A 12,810-nucleotide genomic window follows, 5' to 3' on the forward strand; every position below is an offset into this window, starting at 1 on the left:
GGTTACTGTAGAGAATTGTCGGATTCATCCGCGCGCTGAAGCGCGAGGCTTTCTCCTTGATTCTCCGTAACAGGAGCCAGAACGAGAACGGCCGGCCACGAACCCGCATCGTTTTGGCTACTTCCTCCTCGTACAGGAAAGTTAGCAATTCCCGACAGGGTCTCGCGTTCTTGCTGGGGTTTTCTCGACTGGGAGGCGAAGAACTGCGACCGCTCTGTTGAAATACTCAGCAGCCGATTGTTTTTCACCAACAGTCGCTCAGTACAGGGAACACACGTATCAACGTACAGTGCTGCTCCACTAACTTCGTGTCAGTAACCGCCTCTCCGTCTGATGAATTTCTACTCAATTGAGAGACTGCCAGGCGGCAGCGGCTGCATCAATCACCTCTAACGCATCTTGACTTCCAGCTGCTTCCCCCTTCTCGAAATCGTCCTCGGTCTGTCCCATCTGATTGGTTACATGAGCGACGCAAACGACTGGCAACTCTCGAACCTCGGCGAACGTGTACAGCGCCGCTGCCTCCATTTCGACGGCAAGAACTCCTTCTGATCTAGCACGTTCAATCGCAGTCTCCGTTTCCCGAAACGGCGCATCCGTCGTCCACGTCGTTCCCGTGTACACAGGACGTGACACAGTTTTGCACGCTTCTTCGACCGGAGCGCTGAGCTCGTCACCGAGAGTCGCATAACGGCTGGTCGAACGGTAGTGGTGGCTCGTTCCTTCGTCGCGGAGCGCACGCTCAATGAGAACGAAGTACGGTGGATCATCCTTCAGCACAATCTGCCCCGAAGAGGTTACGCTAACGAGAAATCGACAGCCAGCGGCGAACAGTTGCTCCGCAACGAGAACGGCGAACGATGCCCCAACAGCGCATCCCACGATACCGAACACCTTACCGTTCCGTTCGAACCGATAGAGATCAGTGTGGTAGCCGGGCCACGTTTCGACTTTGTCCGCTTCTCCGGTGGCCTTCAGGTGGCGCACGATATCACCGTCCGGATCGAGGAGACAGATATCGGGCACGGAGCGTTCCGGGAGGTCTTTTTGCCGTCGGGCGTTCTCCAGCAGCGCTTCTGGTGTGAAAACGGACGGTTCGTCGAATTCTTTCGCGTCGAAAAGCGGAGAAGAACCTGAACCGGGCGAGTCGGTCATGTCTTTCGTGTTCGCGGGGCCAGACAAGGATATTGTGGTCAGCCGGTTGGGGTCCCGACTATCGCCGAGATGGCGGCAGTCGTCGGATCAGAGCTCTCGAAGACTTCCTCGTCGGAGATACCCAAAAAGAACCCCTGCTCGCCATCGACGTGTTCCAATATCGTTTGGGTCAGCGTCTCAGAACCTCGGTGGATCATCCGCCGTAAATAGGACCCCTCTCGCTGCAGGTTCGATTGCACGTACTCGGAGCGCGTGTTCAACACCAGTGCAACTAGGGCTCCTTCGGAAGCGAGGACGCGGGTCGCCTCGGCAAGCGCTGAATCGACCTCGGGAATGAATTCGAGCGTTGAAACGAAGACGACAGTACCGACCGACGCCGTTGCAATGGGAAGTGCGGTCGCATCACCGAGAACAATCGGTGCAGCAACTCGGTCCCGGGCTGCTTGAACCATATCCTCCGAGCGATCTAAACCGATTATTTCGTAGTTTAAAAGGCGCTCTTCGAGTGACCCGATGCCGCATCCAACGTTCAGAATTCGGTCATCTTCGGTGACGTGCTGTCTGATATAGGCGGCCTCTCGATCCATGACCGCAGTCCCAAACTCGGTCTCACAGAATCGAACGAAACTCCGGACGTCGCTCATCTCATTGGGCGATTGCTATTGAATAAATAACTTATTGCCTGGCGAACTGATGACAGATTAGTCGGCGGTTCGTTCGGTTCGTCGGGTCTTCTCTACTTGTAGCGGGTCGTCGGTGGATGTCGCGGTAACCAGTCGTAGGAACTGTCCCGCGTTCGTGAGGAGTTTGTTCTCCGCTTTCCGGAGGTGTTCTTCGTACGTCGAACGAGCGACGGCCGTCTGATCGGCCAGATCTCGAAGCGAGGTCCCCCGCGGTTGCTCGTAGTACCCACTTTCCAGTGCTAACTGGAGTGCCGCAAGCTGTCGGGCAGTGAGGTCCTCGAACAGTTCACTCGCCGGAGCCAGCATGCTGTGGGGGATCTGCGTCTCCGAAATCGAGGTCTTCGAGAGCAGTTCGATCTCTCTGTCGGATCTCAGATCACCGAGTAACTCCTGGACGTCTTCACCGTCGAATGCTACTACGGTGTAGTGTTCCCAGCCTTGGCGGTAGATCGTCGGCGACTGATACAGACAGTTGTGTTTCTCGAAGCGGTCGATGATGGACCGTTCGAGTGAACAGAGACACGACTGTGTGACAACGTGATACCCGTCGTCATCTTTCGATTCGTGTAGAACGGTTCCGAGGTGGTCGATATCGTCACGCAGCCCGTCGGTCGGGGTCGTCTCTGACGTGATCTCCAGCACTTGGCAGTCGCTCAGCGGCCACTCACGGATGGTCAAGTCCGGATGTCGTTCCGAGATCTCCCGGTACGGACACTCGTGTTTAACGCGAATCGAGGCCTCGTACAAGCTCATACTACGTATTTTGAACGGGTCAGAATTAACAGTGCCGGTCATGTCCGGCAGTACTCATATGCGAATATAATCCTATCTACAAACACCGATGCAAGATATCTCGCCGGAAAAACTCAGCGAGCAGTTGCGACATGGCGACGGCAAGCCACTCGTCCTCGATATTCGCCATCGAGAAGACTTCGAGGAGTGGCATATTCCGGGTAGTGTCAACGTCGATGTCTACGACGAATTAACCGACAACCCTGAACAAGCCAAAGAACACCTATCGGACCTCCCCCGTGAAGAGGAGATTGTTACCGTCTGTGCCGCAGGTGTCGTCTCGGAGACCGCGACGCAAGTGCTCCGAGAACTGGACTACGACGCGGTGACGCTCACGGACGGACTGAACGGTTGGAGCCGCGTACACCGGCAGGCGACGGTTCCGGTCGATCTCGATGGCACGCTCATTCAGGTTGCACGCCCGGGGAAAGGCTGCCTCTCACACGTCCTCATCTCTAACGGCGAAGCCGTAGTGTTCGACCCGTCACACTATCTCGACGAATACGACGTGATTCTGGACGAGTACGACGCCGACCTCATCGGTGTCTTCGACACCCACGCACACGCGGACCACGTCTCGGGTGCCGCGGAACTCGCAGATCGTCACGGCGTCCCGTACTATCTCCACCCGAAGGATGCGCTTGCCATCGATGCGACGCCGGTTGAAGATGGACAAACTGTCACGGCCGGCAGTCTCGATATCGCGGTCATTCACACACCGGGACACAGCGAAGGGAGCGTCTCGTTCGATATCGACGGTGCGGTGTTGATCACGGGCGATACGCTCTTCCACGAGAGCGTCGGGCGTGTCGAACTCGGCGTCGAAGCCGGTATCGAAGACGCCGACGTCGAACAGAACGCTGCGACGCTTTACGAGAGCCTTCAGCGGCTGCTGAACAGGCCAGACGATGCGGTTGTGCTGCCTGCACACGATCCCGGCTCGCCTGAACCGCCGGTGACTGCGACCCTCGCTGAGGTCAAAGAACGGAACACGGACCTCGGCCGCGACCGCGACGAGTTCGTCGAAGAACTCGCGTCGGATATCCCGGACCATCCCCCGAATTTCGAGCGTGTCAAGCGAACGAACGTCGGTCGAGAGTCGGTTCCTACCGACGAGTTAGCTGAACTGGAGCTGGGTCCCAACAACTGTGCTGCCGAATAAACATGAGTACGGGTACTGAAATCAAACAGGGAATCCGCGAGCACCTCGGGCAGTTCTCGCTACACGTCCTGCTCGTGTTCGCCACCGGATTGACCATCGGGTCCGAACGGACCGTCGTCCCCGTTCTGGGAGAGGACGTCCTCGGCGTCACGTCGTTCCTCGTTATCGGTTCGTTCGTCGTCTCGTTCGGGATTGTGAAGTCGATCCTCAATCTCTACGCCGGCAAATGGGGCGAGGAGTACGGCCGGAAGCCAGTTCTCGTCGCCGGATGGGCGACGGCACTCCCCCTACCGGTCATCCTCATCTTCGCTCCGAGTTGGGGGTGGATCACGGTCGGCAACATCCTGCTGGGTATCAACCAAGCGTTGACGTGGAGTATGGCGATCAACGCGAAGATCGATCTCGCAGGATCCGACCAGCGCGGTCTCGCAGTCGGCATCGATGAATCGTTCGGATACACCGGCGTCGCTGTCGGTGCGTGGCTCACTGGCGTCATCGCCGGGCAGTGGAGCCTTCGGCCCGAACCGTTCTACTTCCTCGCAATAGTCGTCGTGCTGGCGTTCCTCATCTCGATCTTCCTGATCAAAGAGACCGTCCAGTACGCCCAGGCCGAAGGTGACGACGACCACCGCGACGCGAACTTGCCGTTCAACGAGGTGGTAAAGCGAGCGACCTACGGCGACAGAACGTTGTTCGCTGCGGCTCAGGCTGGCCATATCGAGAACTTCGTGGACACGCTGTTCTGGATCGCCGTCCCGCTGTATCTGGTGAGCCAAGGCCTCGGTATTGCGGCTGTCGGTGTCGTCGACGGCGTCCACAGCGCGATGTACTTCCTCCAGATTGCGACCGGTGGGCTCGCTGACCGTATCGGCCGCCGACCGCCCGTGATCTGGGGGATGTTCCTCGCAGGGGCCGGCGTCCTCGGAATGGTGCTCGTCGAGGGGTATTTCGCGTGGGCCGTCTTGGCCGCTGTCTCCGGTTTGGGTATGGCATTACTGTATCCGAACCTGATGACTGTGCCGAGCGACGCCGCTCACCCGACGTGGCGGTCAGCGGGTATGGGTGTCTATCGAATGTGGCGTGACTCCGGCTACGCAGTCGGTGCAATCCTGATCGGACTTTCGATGGAGCTCGTCAGCGCCGAAGCCGCATTCTACATGACTGCACTTCTCATGTTCATCTCCGGCGCCATCGTGTACGTCTGGATGGAAGAGACGCACCCAGACTTTGGGACACACGAGCCGCCCGCACCTGCGACGGAGCGACCAACTGACACAGTCACTCAAGACTAGTTCAATATATCCGGCTCTGTTGAAATCCTCAGCAAGTGATATATTCTGACCCAGTCGCGGTCAGTACAGAGGATTCATCTCTCAATCACTGGTTGTAGAGCAGAATGTCTCGTCAGGAGTTTCGTGAGCAGAGAAGTGAAAAGTAGAAGGCCGTATTCCGACATATGCCACCGTGCAGTCCCCGTGACTCTGATCGTCTGCGTAAACAAATGAATCTGTCATCCCATCGTCAAGACCTACTGTGACGGTGTATTGATCTACACGAGCGCTCCACGCGTCGTCTATAGTGATACCAGATTCAGAGCTATCAGATGGTTCTAGCGAATATTCACTATCGACGACCGTTGTGTCTCCCTGTTGTATCCGAAGTTGAACCACAATGTCGCCTGCTCGCTGGTTGGCTAATACAACACCACCTAAATGAAGTCCCTGCTCGAAACCGGCCTCTAGGCATCCTGACGTTCCGAGGAGTCCCCCACCTGCTGCAATACAGAATCTCCGCCGGTGCATACGCAAGTTACGGAATTGGATTAGAACAGCACTGAACGAAAGTGTGACGATTACAGAACCATCACGGAACTTGCATCACTGAACGACGATCAATACGCAGTTCTCATTGACCGGCTGTTTCAGGCAATAATATGTTTGAAGAAGAGGATTTCAACAGAGGCATATATCCCCACTCGTTAACCAACAGCTGTTTCAGACGGTAATGTGTCCGGAAAATAGGTATTCAATAGAACCACTGCGATGGCTTGCCGACGTCACCTTCATGTGGAGCAGGCCTTTCGCATCGGTCTCAAGATTTCGACTGGGTCACCGCTCTGTGGACGGCGAGTAACGCGCTCCGAGACTGGAATCGTCCCGTCTGTGCGATGTATCCACACAGCTCTTATAGTTACTTAAGGTAACCGTACGTCATCAGCGGTATGGACGAGAGCACAGACCACACGAACAGAGACGACGGAACCGACGACTGTACGACGACGGCGTCGTTCGATGACCACGGCATCGACGACGGGTCGGAACTGATCCGGCGCACCTACTACCGGCTGGTCGCCGACGGCTGGGACAGCTTCGAGCCGACCGAGCGCTTCCTCGACCGCCTCGCGGACGCGTTCACGCGATCGTATCTCACCGCGACCGACGCCTACGAACTCCCGCCGCACGTCGCGGCCGCGGTCGACGACGCCCGCGCTTGGGCCGGGGTGGAGTTCGCGGACGAACCCGACGCCGACCTGCGCGGGACGGTCCTCCCGGCGTTCTACCGGCACGCCGCCGGCTTCCACTGCGCGTACCGAGACTGAATCGGACGCGAACCGCCGGTGTCTAGGAGGCGTCCCGCGGTTGTGCGACCCGATAACAACACACGTTTTTCTTTGCGCCGGCCGACGGCACGATCATGTCTGATACGTTACCGATGGAGTCGTACGACGTGGTCGTCGTCGGCGGGGGGCCCGCCGGGCAGACCGCGGCGCTGTACAGCACTCGATTAGGCCACCGGACCGCCTTGGTCGACCGCGGCGGCGGCCGCGCGGCGATGATGCAGGAGGTCCACAATCTGATCGGCACGCGAGAGGAGACGAGCGGGAACGAGCTGCTCGGGGTCGGGAAAGAACAGCTGGAGGAGTACGGCTGCGCCCTCCACCGCGACGTGATCGCCTCGTTTGACATCCTCCCCGCGCTAAAGCGCGAGGATTCCTCCGTTGGGGGTTCGGCTACCGACTCACGGAGGCAACTTGCGGGTTCGTGCGCGCTTCTTTGGGACTTTCGTGAGGGTGTGGTTTCCCCGACCAGTCGTGGTCGTCCCACTCGAATCGCACGGGCCGTGCCATCGGCCTGATTTCGCAATCGCTGTGTTCTCGAAGGAACGTCTCTGACGCCGTGAGGTCGGCGTGACCTTCGAAGCCACACGGACACGTCAGCGTATCCTCGTTGCGAACCGTCTCCTCGTGGTCACCACACTCGGGACATGTCTGACTCGTCCACGCTTCCGACTCAACTTCGAGAGAGATGCCGTACTCTTCACAGACGCACGCGAGACGGTGGATGAACTTCTTGAACGCCCAGAAATTGTGCGTCTTCTCGTTCACCCTGACCGACCAGTGTGTTTCCAGCACGTCGGTCAAGTCGCCTACGTACACCGTCGCCACGCCCTCGTCGTACAGCCGTTCAACGAGATCGCACACCAGCGCGTTCTGTGCGTGGTCACGGCGTTTCGTCCGCTGTCGGTACAGCCGTCGAATCCGCTTGGAACTGTGGCGTCCCTCTCGGAGTTTCGACTGTAAGCGGGCGATCTCGTCGGTCGTCTCGCGGAACCGTCCGAACAACTCGCGTCCGTCGTAGAGGTACTGGCTCCTAGTGGTCGTGGAGCAGGCGACGAGATTGTTCGCGCCAACGTCGAGGGCGGCTTTTTCCGAAGCCAGTGGTGAATCCAGTCGAGAATCAGGGACGGTGACTGGTTGGAAAGCCCTGAACGTGTCGCTCAGCTCGTCGTACTCAAGTTCCAGACGACCCTGTTTGCCGTCCCACTTCGGGTTGCCTCGGACTTCGAGGCGAAGTCGTTCGTGGTAGCCGAGTCCGTATTTGTCTTTCAGTTCTTGCCCAACAGGAATTTCGAGACGGCTACGCTTCCCCCACTCAATCGTGTACTGGTTACACCGAATGTAGGTGCGGAGTTCGCGTCCGTCCTCCTCGTTGCCCCAGTACGACGGTGGGTTGGCGTACTCGCCGTTCTCTTTGAGGGCAAAGAACGATCGCCACGCTTCGCTGTTCTTGCGCGTGACCTGTTGAACGGTCGCGCTTCCGACGACACCGTTGTACTGTCCACGGTACTCGGAAGTGTCCCACACGTCGCCGTCATCGAAGTAGTTCTGACGGCGTTCATAGGTGAGTTCGTTCCACAGAGAGGCGGAAGCGTCGAGTAGCCGTAGGAGGCACTCTCTGTCGTTCTCAGTCTGGGGGACGACCTCGAAGGTGTTGACGCGCTTCATGAGTCCTCACCCCCTTGTTCAGTGATGTACTGTTCGACAGCGCCCTTCGAGGCGCTCCCCGCTGTTCCGACGTAGTACGAACGAGTCCACTTCACGCGGTCGTCGTAGCGTTGGTTGTACTTCCGCGCCGAGATGCCCTTGATCCAGTTGACGATGAGTGACGGGGCGTTCTTGGGTGGACTCCCGATGAACAGGTGTACGTGGTCGGACATGACCTCGGACTCGGCCAGTTCGAGGCCCTTGTCCTCACAGATTTCCGCGAAGATGGTTTCGAGACGTTCCTTCGTCTTCCCCGTCAGGTGCGAACGCCGATATTTCGGCACGAACACTATGTGGTAGTAGAGTTCATATTTCGCGTGACGGGTACTCTTCACCATCTATGTATACTATCACGGTCGGGCGGCTTAAAGACTGCGTTGGAACCCCGTCTATGCCACCGCCAGCGGTTGAATACTGTTGGTCGGCTTCATCCCCGCCCTGAAGGGCGAGGCTTTCGCCTCGAATCTTCCGTAACTATCTCACCGACGAACCGGGATTCAGGTGTGTGAACGCGTCACGGACGCGTAACCCGGTCACGCGCCCCTCAGACAACGCTTATGTCAGGTGTCGCTTCGGGAGTGACATGGCGACAGAGACCGAGGCGGCCGCGTTGCAGCCGCTCACGACCGCGGAGATGGAATCGACGATGGCCGGGATCAAGCGCATGCTCAAGATCGGCGCGGCGTTCGCCGTCGTGGGTTACCTCCTTGTCGGGTTCGCGCTCTTCCTCGAGATCACTGCGTTCCACCCGCTGTTGGAGGAGTACTTCGCGACCCACACGGGGTGGAGCCTCGCCGGTGGCGGCGCCGACAGAGCGGGAGAAACCGCGCTCAACTCGCAGCTCGCGGCGATCCACTCGTTCCCGTCCGTGCTGCTCTGGCTGAAGCTGGGCGGCGTCGCGCACGTCCTCGTCGGGATCTTCGTCGCCCTCGCGGCGATCGTCCGGACGCTGGCGCTGATGCCGCACCGCCTGGCGTACGAGATGGCGAACGAATAGGATCGTACCGCGTGTCGGGCGTCACGTCCTCGATAGCGGCACGGAAAACGCCTCTCCGAACGGATTCGTGTACCCGATCCCGAGGCGATCGTACGCGGTCGAGGGAATCGAGAGATCGACGAGCAGGAGGTCGCCGTCGACCGCGGCGACCCCCGTCTTCGGCAGAGCGAGCGTGGCCGTGAGATCCGGTTCGACCGCGACGCCCGGCCGCTCTCCCGTCGTCGCGTTCGTGCCGGAGGGGACGTCGAGCGACACGGTCGCTTCCGACGCGCTGCCAACGGCCTCGATCAGTTCTGCCGTGGCGCCGCGGGGTTGGCCCGTCAGTCCGTAGCCGATCAGCGCGTCGATGACGACACCCTCGAGCGCCGCGTCGATGTCGGGGTCGGGGTCGGAGTCGCCGTCGGCTGCTTCGACCGGCACGTCCATCGCTTCCAGTATCGAGAGCTGTTCCGCGGTGACGCCGTCGACTTCGGCCCGGGCTCGGTCGAGAACGACTCGGACGGAGAGGTTCCGATTCGCAAGATGCCGAGCACACGCCAGCCCGCCGCCGCCGTTCCCGCCGTTGCCGGCGAGCACCGTGACGGGGAGTTCGCTCCGGTTGCTCGATCGGACCTCAAGGACGGCCTCAGCGAGCCCTCGACCGGCGTGTTCCATCATCCGGGGTAGATCGAGACCGATCTCTTCGACTGCAACGCGGTCGACCGCCCGCATCTCTGCGGCTGTGACCGCCGTCACGGGGTGACCGTCCGGATCGACGAACGTAGACGTGTCCACGCGTAGCCGTTCGAAACGGGTATAAAAAACGGTGGTCGTCCGCGAGGCCCACCCGGGAGTGTGTGTCCTGAACGCCGACTCGTCACGCGATGACGTGTCACCCGCGATCCGGGGCCTCCAGCGGCCGTGTATTGCGCCGGAGAGGGATTCCGGGAGGCCGACCCGGCCACGGTCTCAGACCCCGAATGTGGTCACGAGGACGATCCCACCGACGATCCCGAAGACGATCCCGAGCCCGCGCTCCATGAGCCCGCTCGGGACGTACTTCCCGGCGCGGGCACCTATCGTCCCGCCGACAAGCACCCCTGGGATCGACCAGACCACCACGTACCAGACGGGCGTCGCGGCCAGCGCGTGGACGGCGGCCCCGGCGACCGCGGCGATCGCGAGCACGAACACCGACGTGGCGACGGCGACCCGCGGCGGCATCCGACACCGGGCCACGAGCTGGGTCGTCACGATCTCGGGGAGGCCGGCACTGATCAATCCCGTGATCGCTCCGCCGAGCGCCGCGAGCGCGACGCCCGGCGGGCGCCAGCAGGTCGGGTAGACGAACCGCTCGCCGCCGCTGGCGGTGACGACGGTGGTACCGCACTCCGCGTTCTTCTTTTCGAGGAACTCGCCCTCGCGCTCGCCGGGTTCGGTCTCTTCCGGGGAGTCGGAGTACAACAGGAACCCGCCGAGCACGAACAGCCCGACGCCGAACCCGCCGCGCAACAGCGTGTCGGGGACGTAATGTGCCGCGAACGAGCCGATCACGATCGCCGGCAGCGCGCCGACCAACAGCCACTTCGCGGTCGCGTAGTCGACGACGCCCTGCTTGACGTACGACCGGAGACCGTTCCCCATCCCGAACACTTCAGTCATCAGGCCCGCGCCGACCGCCTGCGCGGGACCGAGCCCGACGGCCAACAGGAAGAACGGGCTGAAAAAGAGCGCGCCCGAGACACCGGCCGCGATGGCGACCATCGAGAACAGCACCGACGCGGGGAACACCCACCAGTGATCGAGGACTCGATCGACCGACACTACTGAGAGCAGCGGCAGCGGGTCGATCCCGGTCATCAGTGCGAGTGCGTCCGCCATCGATCACGCTGAGTGGTGCGCGCCGTGGCCGACCCACAGCAACAGCAGGTGCGTCGCGATCGCGAGCGGGAGCCAGCCGACCGGCAGTGCCGCCGCGACGGGATCGACCGCTGCGAAGACGTAGACCGCCGGGAACGCGATCGCCGTCCAGAACGCGGCGCGTCGAACGGCCGCTTCTATCCCGCGACCGACCGCCGAGCCGGCCGCCGCGGTACACCTGCACACCGGGCGGTCGTCGCGCAGACATCCCGGGCGACGACCGTCCGCGTTCGTGTTCGTGCGCACGCCTTACACCGGGAGCAGCGCGAGTCCCGCTCCCAACACGACCCCGTAGACGACGTGGAAGAAGCCGAACGAAGCCATCGTCTTCGGGTCGGGTTCCATCGCGAGGACGATCCGCATCCAGAACATCATCCCGCCGACCATCAGGACGAGTCCGAAAGCGAGCCCCCAGAGTACGCTCCCGACGAGGACTCCCGCGCCGACATCCAGCACGAGGGCGGTCGCGCCGACCGCGAAGGCGGCCCCCGCGCCGACCCCGTACAGCATGTGGAGCAGCATGCCCTGTTTCATGTACGACTCGGGCCCCTCGTCGCCGACGTACTTCGCCCAGAGGGCGGCGGTCGGCGGCGGCGAGCTGTCTCCCATCGTCATCATGAACATCGTCATGACGACGGTCGCGATCAGTCCAGCGATCAGTCCGGTGAATACGCTTACCATGATGTGTGACACGCGCCGGCGAACCGACGCAGGTTACCTCTAGTAACCTAGATACGAGACTACCCAATAAAAGCGCGCGAACGGATCGGTAACCGGGTTACCGGCCGGTAATCGTCGTCGTCGGTAGTGCTCACAGGTACGACTTCCCGTCCGGCAGTTCGCACTCGTCGCCGTGACACTGCGCGGCGTGTTCGACGGCCGTGAGGTCCGGCTCGTCGTCCGTCTCCCCACTTCGCCACGCGTACTGGACGGTGCGGTCGGGATCGACCACGCAGACCGCCGAGCGCGCGACCCCGCGGTGGTCGTCCATCTCGTCGGCGCGCACGTCGTACGCCTCGGCGACACGGCCGTCGCTGTCCGAGATCAGCGGGAAATCGATCCGGTGTTTCTCCGCGAACGCGCGGTGGCTGTAGACGCTGTCGGTCGAGATACCGAGGACGACGGTGTTCTCCAGCAGCGACAGCGCCTCACTGTCCCGCAGCGTACACATCTGTGTCGTACAGACCGGATGGAAGTCGAACGGATAAAACACCAATACGACCGCCCACCCGTTATCGGTGTATTCGGCCAGGCTATGGGTGTCGATCCGTCCGCCGCCCGCACCCGGAAGTTCGAACGTCGGCGCCGTCTGTCCGGTTCGGAGCATACGTGTCAGTCGGCGTCGGGACGGCATGAGCCCCGGCCGATAGTGTGGTGTGATCGCACACGCTGTGGTCCGGGTCAGGTTATCCGATCAAGTCGATGGGCTCGAGCCGCCCGCCAGACAGTGCTTCCGCCCCGCACACGTAGCAGCCGTCTACGACCATTCGCCGCTTCGCAGCGGTATGACGCTCGCGCTCTCGATCGAACTGACGGCGACGATCGCCGTCGTCGTCGCGGTCGCAGGCGCCGCCAATGGCGTCGCGGGATTCGACTTCGCCGCCGCCGGGAGCGACCGCTCGACCGTCGGCGGCCCCTCGGCAGCCGAACCGCTCGATCCGTCAGAGCCGTCGTCAATCGACCCAGATTCGGCGCCGGCGTCGGAGGATCCGAGACACCCCGAGACCGACGATATCCCGACCCCGAGGGCGCCGAGCAGGGTTTGTCTGTGAATAAGTGTCATACAATAAATCAGAGT

15 protein-coding genes and 1 pseudogene are annotated in these 12,810 nt (G+C 61.1%); 6 read left to right on the forward strand and 10 right to left on the reverse strand.

Going from position 1 to position 12,810, the window contains the following annotated elements; all coding sequences use genetic code 11:
* Positions 1–345: 345 nt before the first annotated feature.
* The 3 genes from DJ82_RS07620 to DJ82_RS07630 are packed head-to-tail and all read right to left on the reverse strand — an operon-like array spanning position 346 to position 2,591.
* The gene (locus tag DJ82_RS07620) at positions 346–1,155 is read right to left on the reverse strand and encodes a nucleoside phosphorylase (RefSeq protein WP_094524483.1); all 810 of its coding nucleotides are present in this window, start codon (positions 1,153–1,155) and stop codon (positions 346–348) included.
* Positions 1,156–1,193: 38 nt separating this feature from the next.
* Entirely contained in the window at positions 1,194–1,799 is a 606-nt protein-coding gene (locus DJ82_RS07625) for a class I SAM-dependent methyltransferase (RefSeq protein ID WP_094581483.1), read from the reverse strand.
* Positions 1,800–1,856: 57 nt separating this feature from the next.
* Positions 1,857–2,591, reverse strand: a complete 735-nt coding sequence (locus DJ82_RS07630; protein ID WP_094581484.1) for a helix-turn-helix domain-containing protein — start codon at positions 2,589–2,591, stop codon at positions 1,857–1,859.
* An 88-nt stretch (positions 2,592–2,679) separates the two neighbouring features.
* Here DJ82_RS07630 and DJ82_RS07635 point away from each other — a divergent pair, with 88 nt between their 5' ends.
* The 4 genes and pseudogenes from DJ82_RS07635 to DJ82_RS07650 all read left to right on the forward strand — a co-directional run.
* Positions 2,680–3,792 carry an MBL fold metallo-hydrolase gene (locus tag DJ82_RS07635; RefSeq protein ID WP_094524486.1) on the forward strand — a complete coding sequence of 371 codons (1,113 nt, stop codon included), beginning with the start codon at positions 2,680–2,682 and terminating at the stop codon, positions 3,790–3,792.
* A 2-nt stretch (positions 3,793–3,794) separates the two neighbouring features.
* Complete coding sequence (locus DJ82_RS07640) at positions 3,795–5,084, forward strand: MFS transporter (protein WP_094581485.1); 1,290 nt, start codon at positions 3,795–3,797, stop codon at positions 5,082–5,084.
* Positions 5,085–6,013: 929 nt separating this feature from the next.
* Positions 6,014–6,391, forward strand: a complete 378-nt coding sequence (locus DJ82_RS07645; RefSeq protein ID WP_094581486.1) for a hypothetical protein — start codon at positions 6,014–6,016, stop codon at positions 6,389–6,391.
* A gap of 95 nt (positions 6,392–6,486) precedes the next feature.
* Positions 6,487–6,750: pseudogene (locus tag DJ82_RS07650) on the forward strand (FAD-dependent oxidoreductase); the annotation flags it as partial.
* A 52-nt stretch (positions 6,751–6,802) separates the two neighbouring features.
* Here the strand turns inward: DJ82_RS07650 and DJ82_RS07655 are convergent.
* Entirely contained in the window at positions 6,803–8,077 is a 1,275-nt protein-coding gene (locus DJ82_RS07655; RefSeq protein ID WP_094581487.1) for an RNA-guided endonuclease TnpB family protein, read from the reverse strand.
* A complete protein-coding gene (gene tnpA, locus DJ82_RS07660; RefSeq protein ID WP_094581488.1) occupies positions 8,074–8,454 on the reverse strand; it encodes an IS200/IS605 family transposase in 381 nt (126 codons plus the stop codon). Before tnpA ends, DJ82_RS07655 begins: the two co-directional genes overlap by 4 nt.
* Positions 8,455–8,699: 245 nt before the next feature.
* On the opposite strand from tnpA, the gene DJ82_RS07665 reads away from it, so the two are divergent.
* On the forward strand, positions 8,700–9,113 hold the full coding sequence (locus DJ82_RS07665; protein ID WP_094524491.1) for a hypothetical protein: 414 nt from the start codon (positions 8,700–8,702) through the stop codon (positions 9,111–9,113).
* A gap of 21 nt (positions 9,114–9,134) precedes the next feature.
* Here DJ82_RS07665 and DJ82_RS07670 read toward each other — a convergent pair whose 3' ends face one another.
* The 5 genes from DJ82_RS07670 to DJ82_RS07690 form a co-directional block, all read right to left on the reverse strand.
* Positions 9,135–9,887 (reverse strand): NAD(P)H-hydrate epimerase, encoded by a 753-nt coding sequence (locus DJ82_RS07670; RefSeq protein WP_241881462.1) that lies wholly within the window; start codon positions 9,885–9,887, stop codon positions 9,135–9,137.
* A 174-nt stretch (positions 9,888–10,061) separates the two neighbouring features.
* Positions 10,062–10,952, reverse strand: a complete 891-nt coding sequence (locus DJ82_RS07675) for a sulfite exporter TauE/SafE family protein (RefSeq protein ID WP_198948040.1) — start codon at positions 10,950–10,952, stop codon at positions 10,062–10,064.
* A 24-nt stretch (positions 10,953–10,976) separates the two neighbouring features.
* The gene (locus DJ82_RS07680) at positions 10,977–11,258 is read right to left on the reverse strand and encodes a hypothetical protein (RefSeq protein ID WP_094581490.1); all 282 of its coding nucleotides are present in this window, start codon (positions 11,256–11,258) and stop codon (positions 10,977–10,979) included.
* 3 nt (positions 11,259–11,261) lie between these two features.
* Entirely contained in the window at positions 11,262–11,693 is a 432-nt protein-coding gene (locus tag DJ82_RS07685) for a hypothetical protein (protein WP_094524495.1), read from the reverse strand.
* Positions 11,694–11,823: 130 nt separating this feature from the next.
* Entirely contained in the window at positions 11,824–12,339 is a 516-nt protein-coding gene (locus tag DJ82_RS07690; RefSeq protein ID WP_094524496.1) for a redoxin domain-containing protein, read from the reverse strand.
* Positions 12,340–12,517: 178 nt separating this feature from the next.
* Between DJ82_RS07690 and DJ82_RS15280 the strand changes: the two genes are divergently transcribed.
* The gene (locus DJ82_RS15280; protein WP_094557148.1) at positions 12,518–12,784 is read left to right on the forward strand and encodes a hypothetical protein; all 267 of its coding nucleotides are present in this window, start codon (positions 12,518–12,520) and stop codon (positions 12,782–12,784) included.
* Positions 12,785–12,810 lie beyond the last annotated feature (26 nt).

It is taken from the genome of Halorubrum sp. Ib24 (assembly GCF_002252745.1).
In the GTDB taxonomy this organism is placed as follows: domain Archaea; phylum Halobacteriota; class Halobacteria; order Halobacteriales; family Haloferacaceae; genus Halorubrum.

What these genes read in the sequence shown, in the direction of transcription:
- DJ82_RS07620 (WP_094524483.1), bottom strand. Translation starts at nt 1,155, where the DNA reads ATGACCGACTCGCCCGGTTCAGGTTCTTCTCCGCTTTTCGACGCGAAA.
- DJ82_RS07625 (WP_094581483.1), bottom strand. Translation starts at nt 1,799, where the DNA reads ATGAGCGACGTCCGGAGTTTCGTTCGATTCTGTGAGACCGAGTTTGGG.
- DJ82_RS07630 (WP_094581484.1), bottom strand. Translation starts at nt 2,591, where the DNA reads ATGAGCTTGTACGAGGCCTCGATTCGCGTTAAACACGAGTGTCCGTAC.
- DJ82_RS07635 (WP_094524486.1), top strand. Translation starts at nt 2,680, where the DNA reads ATGCAAGATATCTCGCCGGAAAAACTCAGCGAGCAGTTGCGACATGGC.
- DJ82_RS07640 (WP_094581485.1), top strand. Translation starts at nt 3,795, where the DNA reads ATGAGTACGGGTACTGAAATCAAACAGGGAATCCGCGAGCACCTCGGG.
- DJ82_RS07645 (WP_094581486.1), top strand. Translation starts at nt 6,014, where the DNA reads ATGGACGAGAGCACAGACCACACGAACAGAGACGACGGAACCGACGAC.
- DJ82_RS07655 (WP_094581487.1), bottom strand. Translation starts at nt 8,077, where the DNA reads ATGAAGCGCGTCAACACCTTCGAGGTCGTCCCCCAGACTGAGAACGAC.
- tnpA (WP_094581488.1), bottom strand. Translation starts at nt 8,454, where the DNA reads ATGGTGAAGAGTACCCGTCACGCGAAATATGAACTCTACTACCACATA.
- DJ82_RS07665 (WP_094524491.1), top strand. Translation starts at nt 8,700, where the DNA reads ATGGCGACAGAGACCGAGGCGGCCGCGTTGCAGCCGCTCACGACCGCG.
- DJ82_RS07675 (WP_198948040.1), bottom strand. Translation starts at nt 10,952, where the DNA reads ATGACCGGGATCGACCCGCTGCCGCTGCTCTCAGTAGTGTCGGTCGAT.
- DJ82_RS07685 (WP_094524495.1), bottom strand. Translation starts at nt 11,693, where the DNA reads ATGGTAAGCGTATTCACCGGACTGATCGCTGGACTGATCGCGACCGTC.
- DJ82_RS07690 (WP_094524496.1), bottom strand. Translation starts at nt 12,339, where the DNA reads ATGCTCCGAACCGGACAGACGGCGCCGACGTTCGAACTTCCGGGTGCG.
- DJ82_RS15280 (WP_094557148.1), top strand. Translation starts at nt 12,518, where the DNA reads ATGACGCTCGCGCTCTCGATCGAACTGACGGCGACGATCGCCGTCGTC.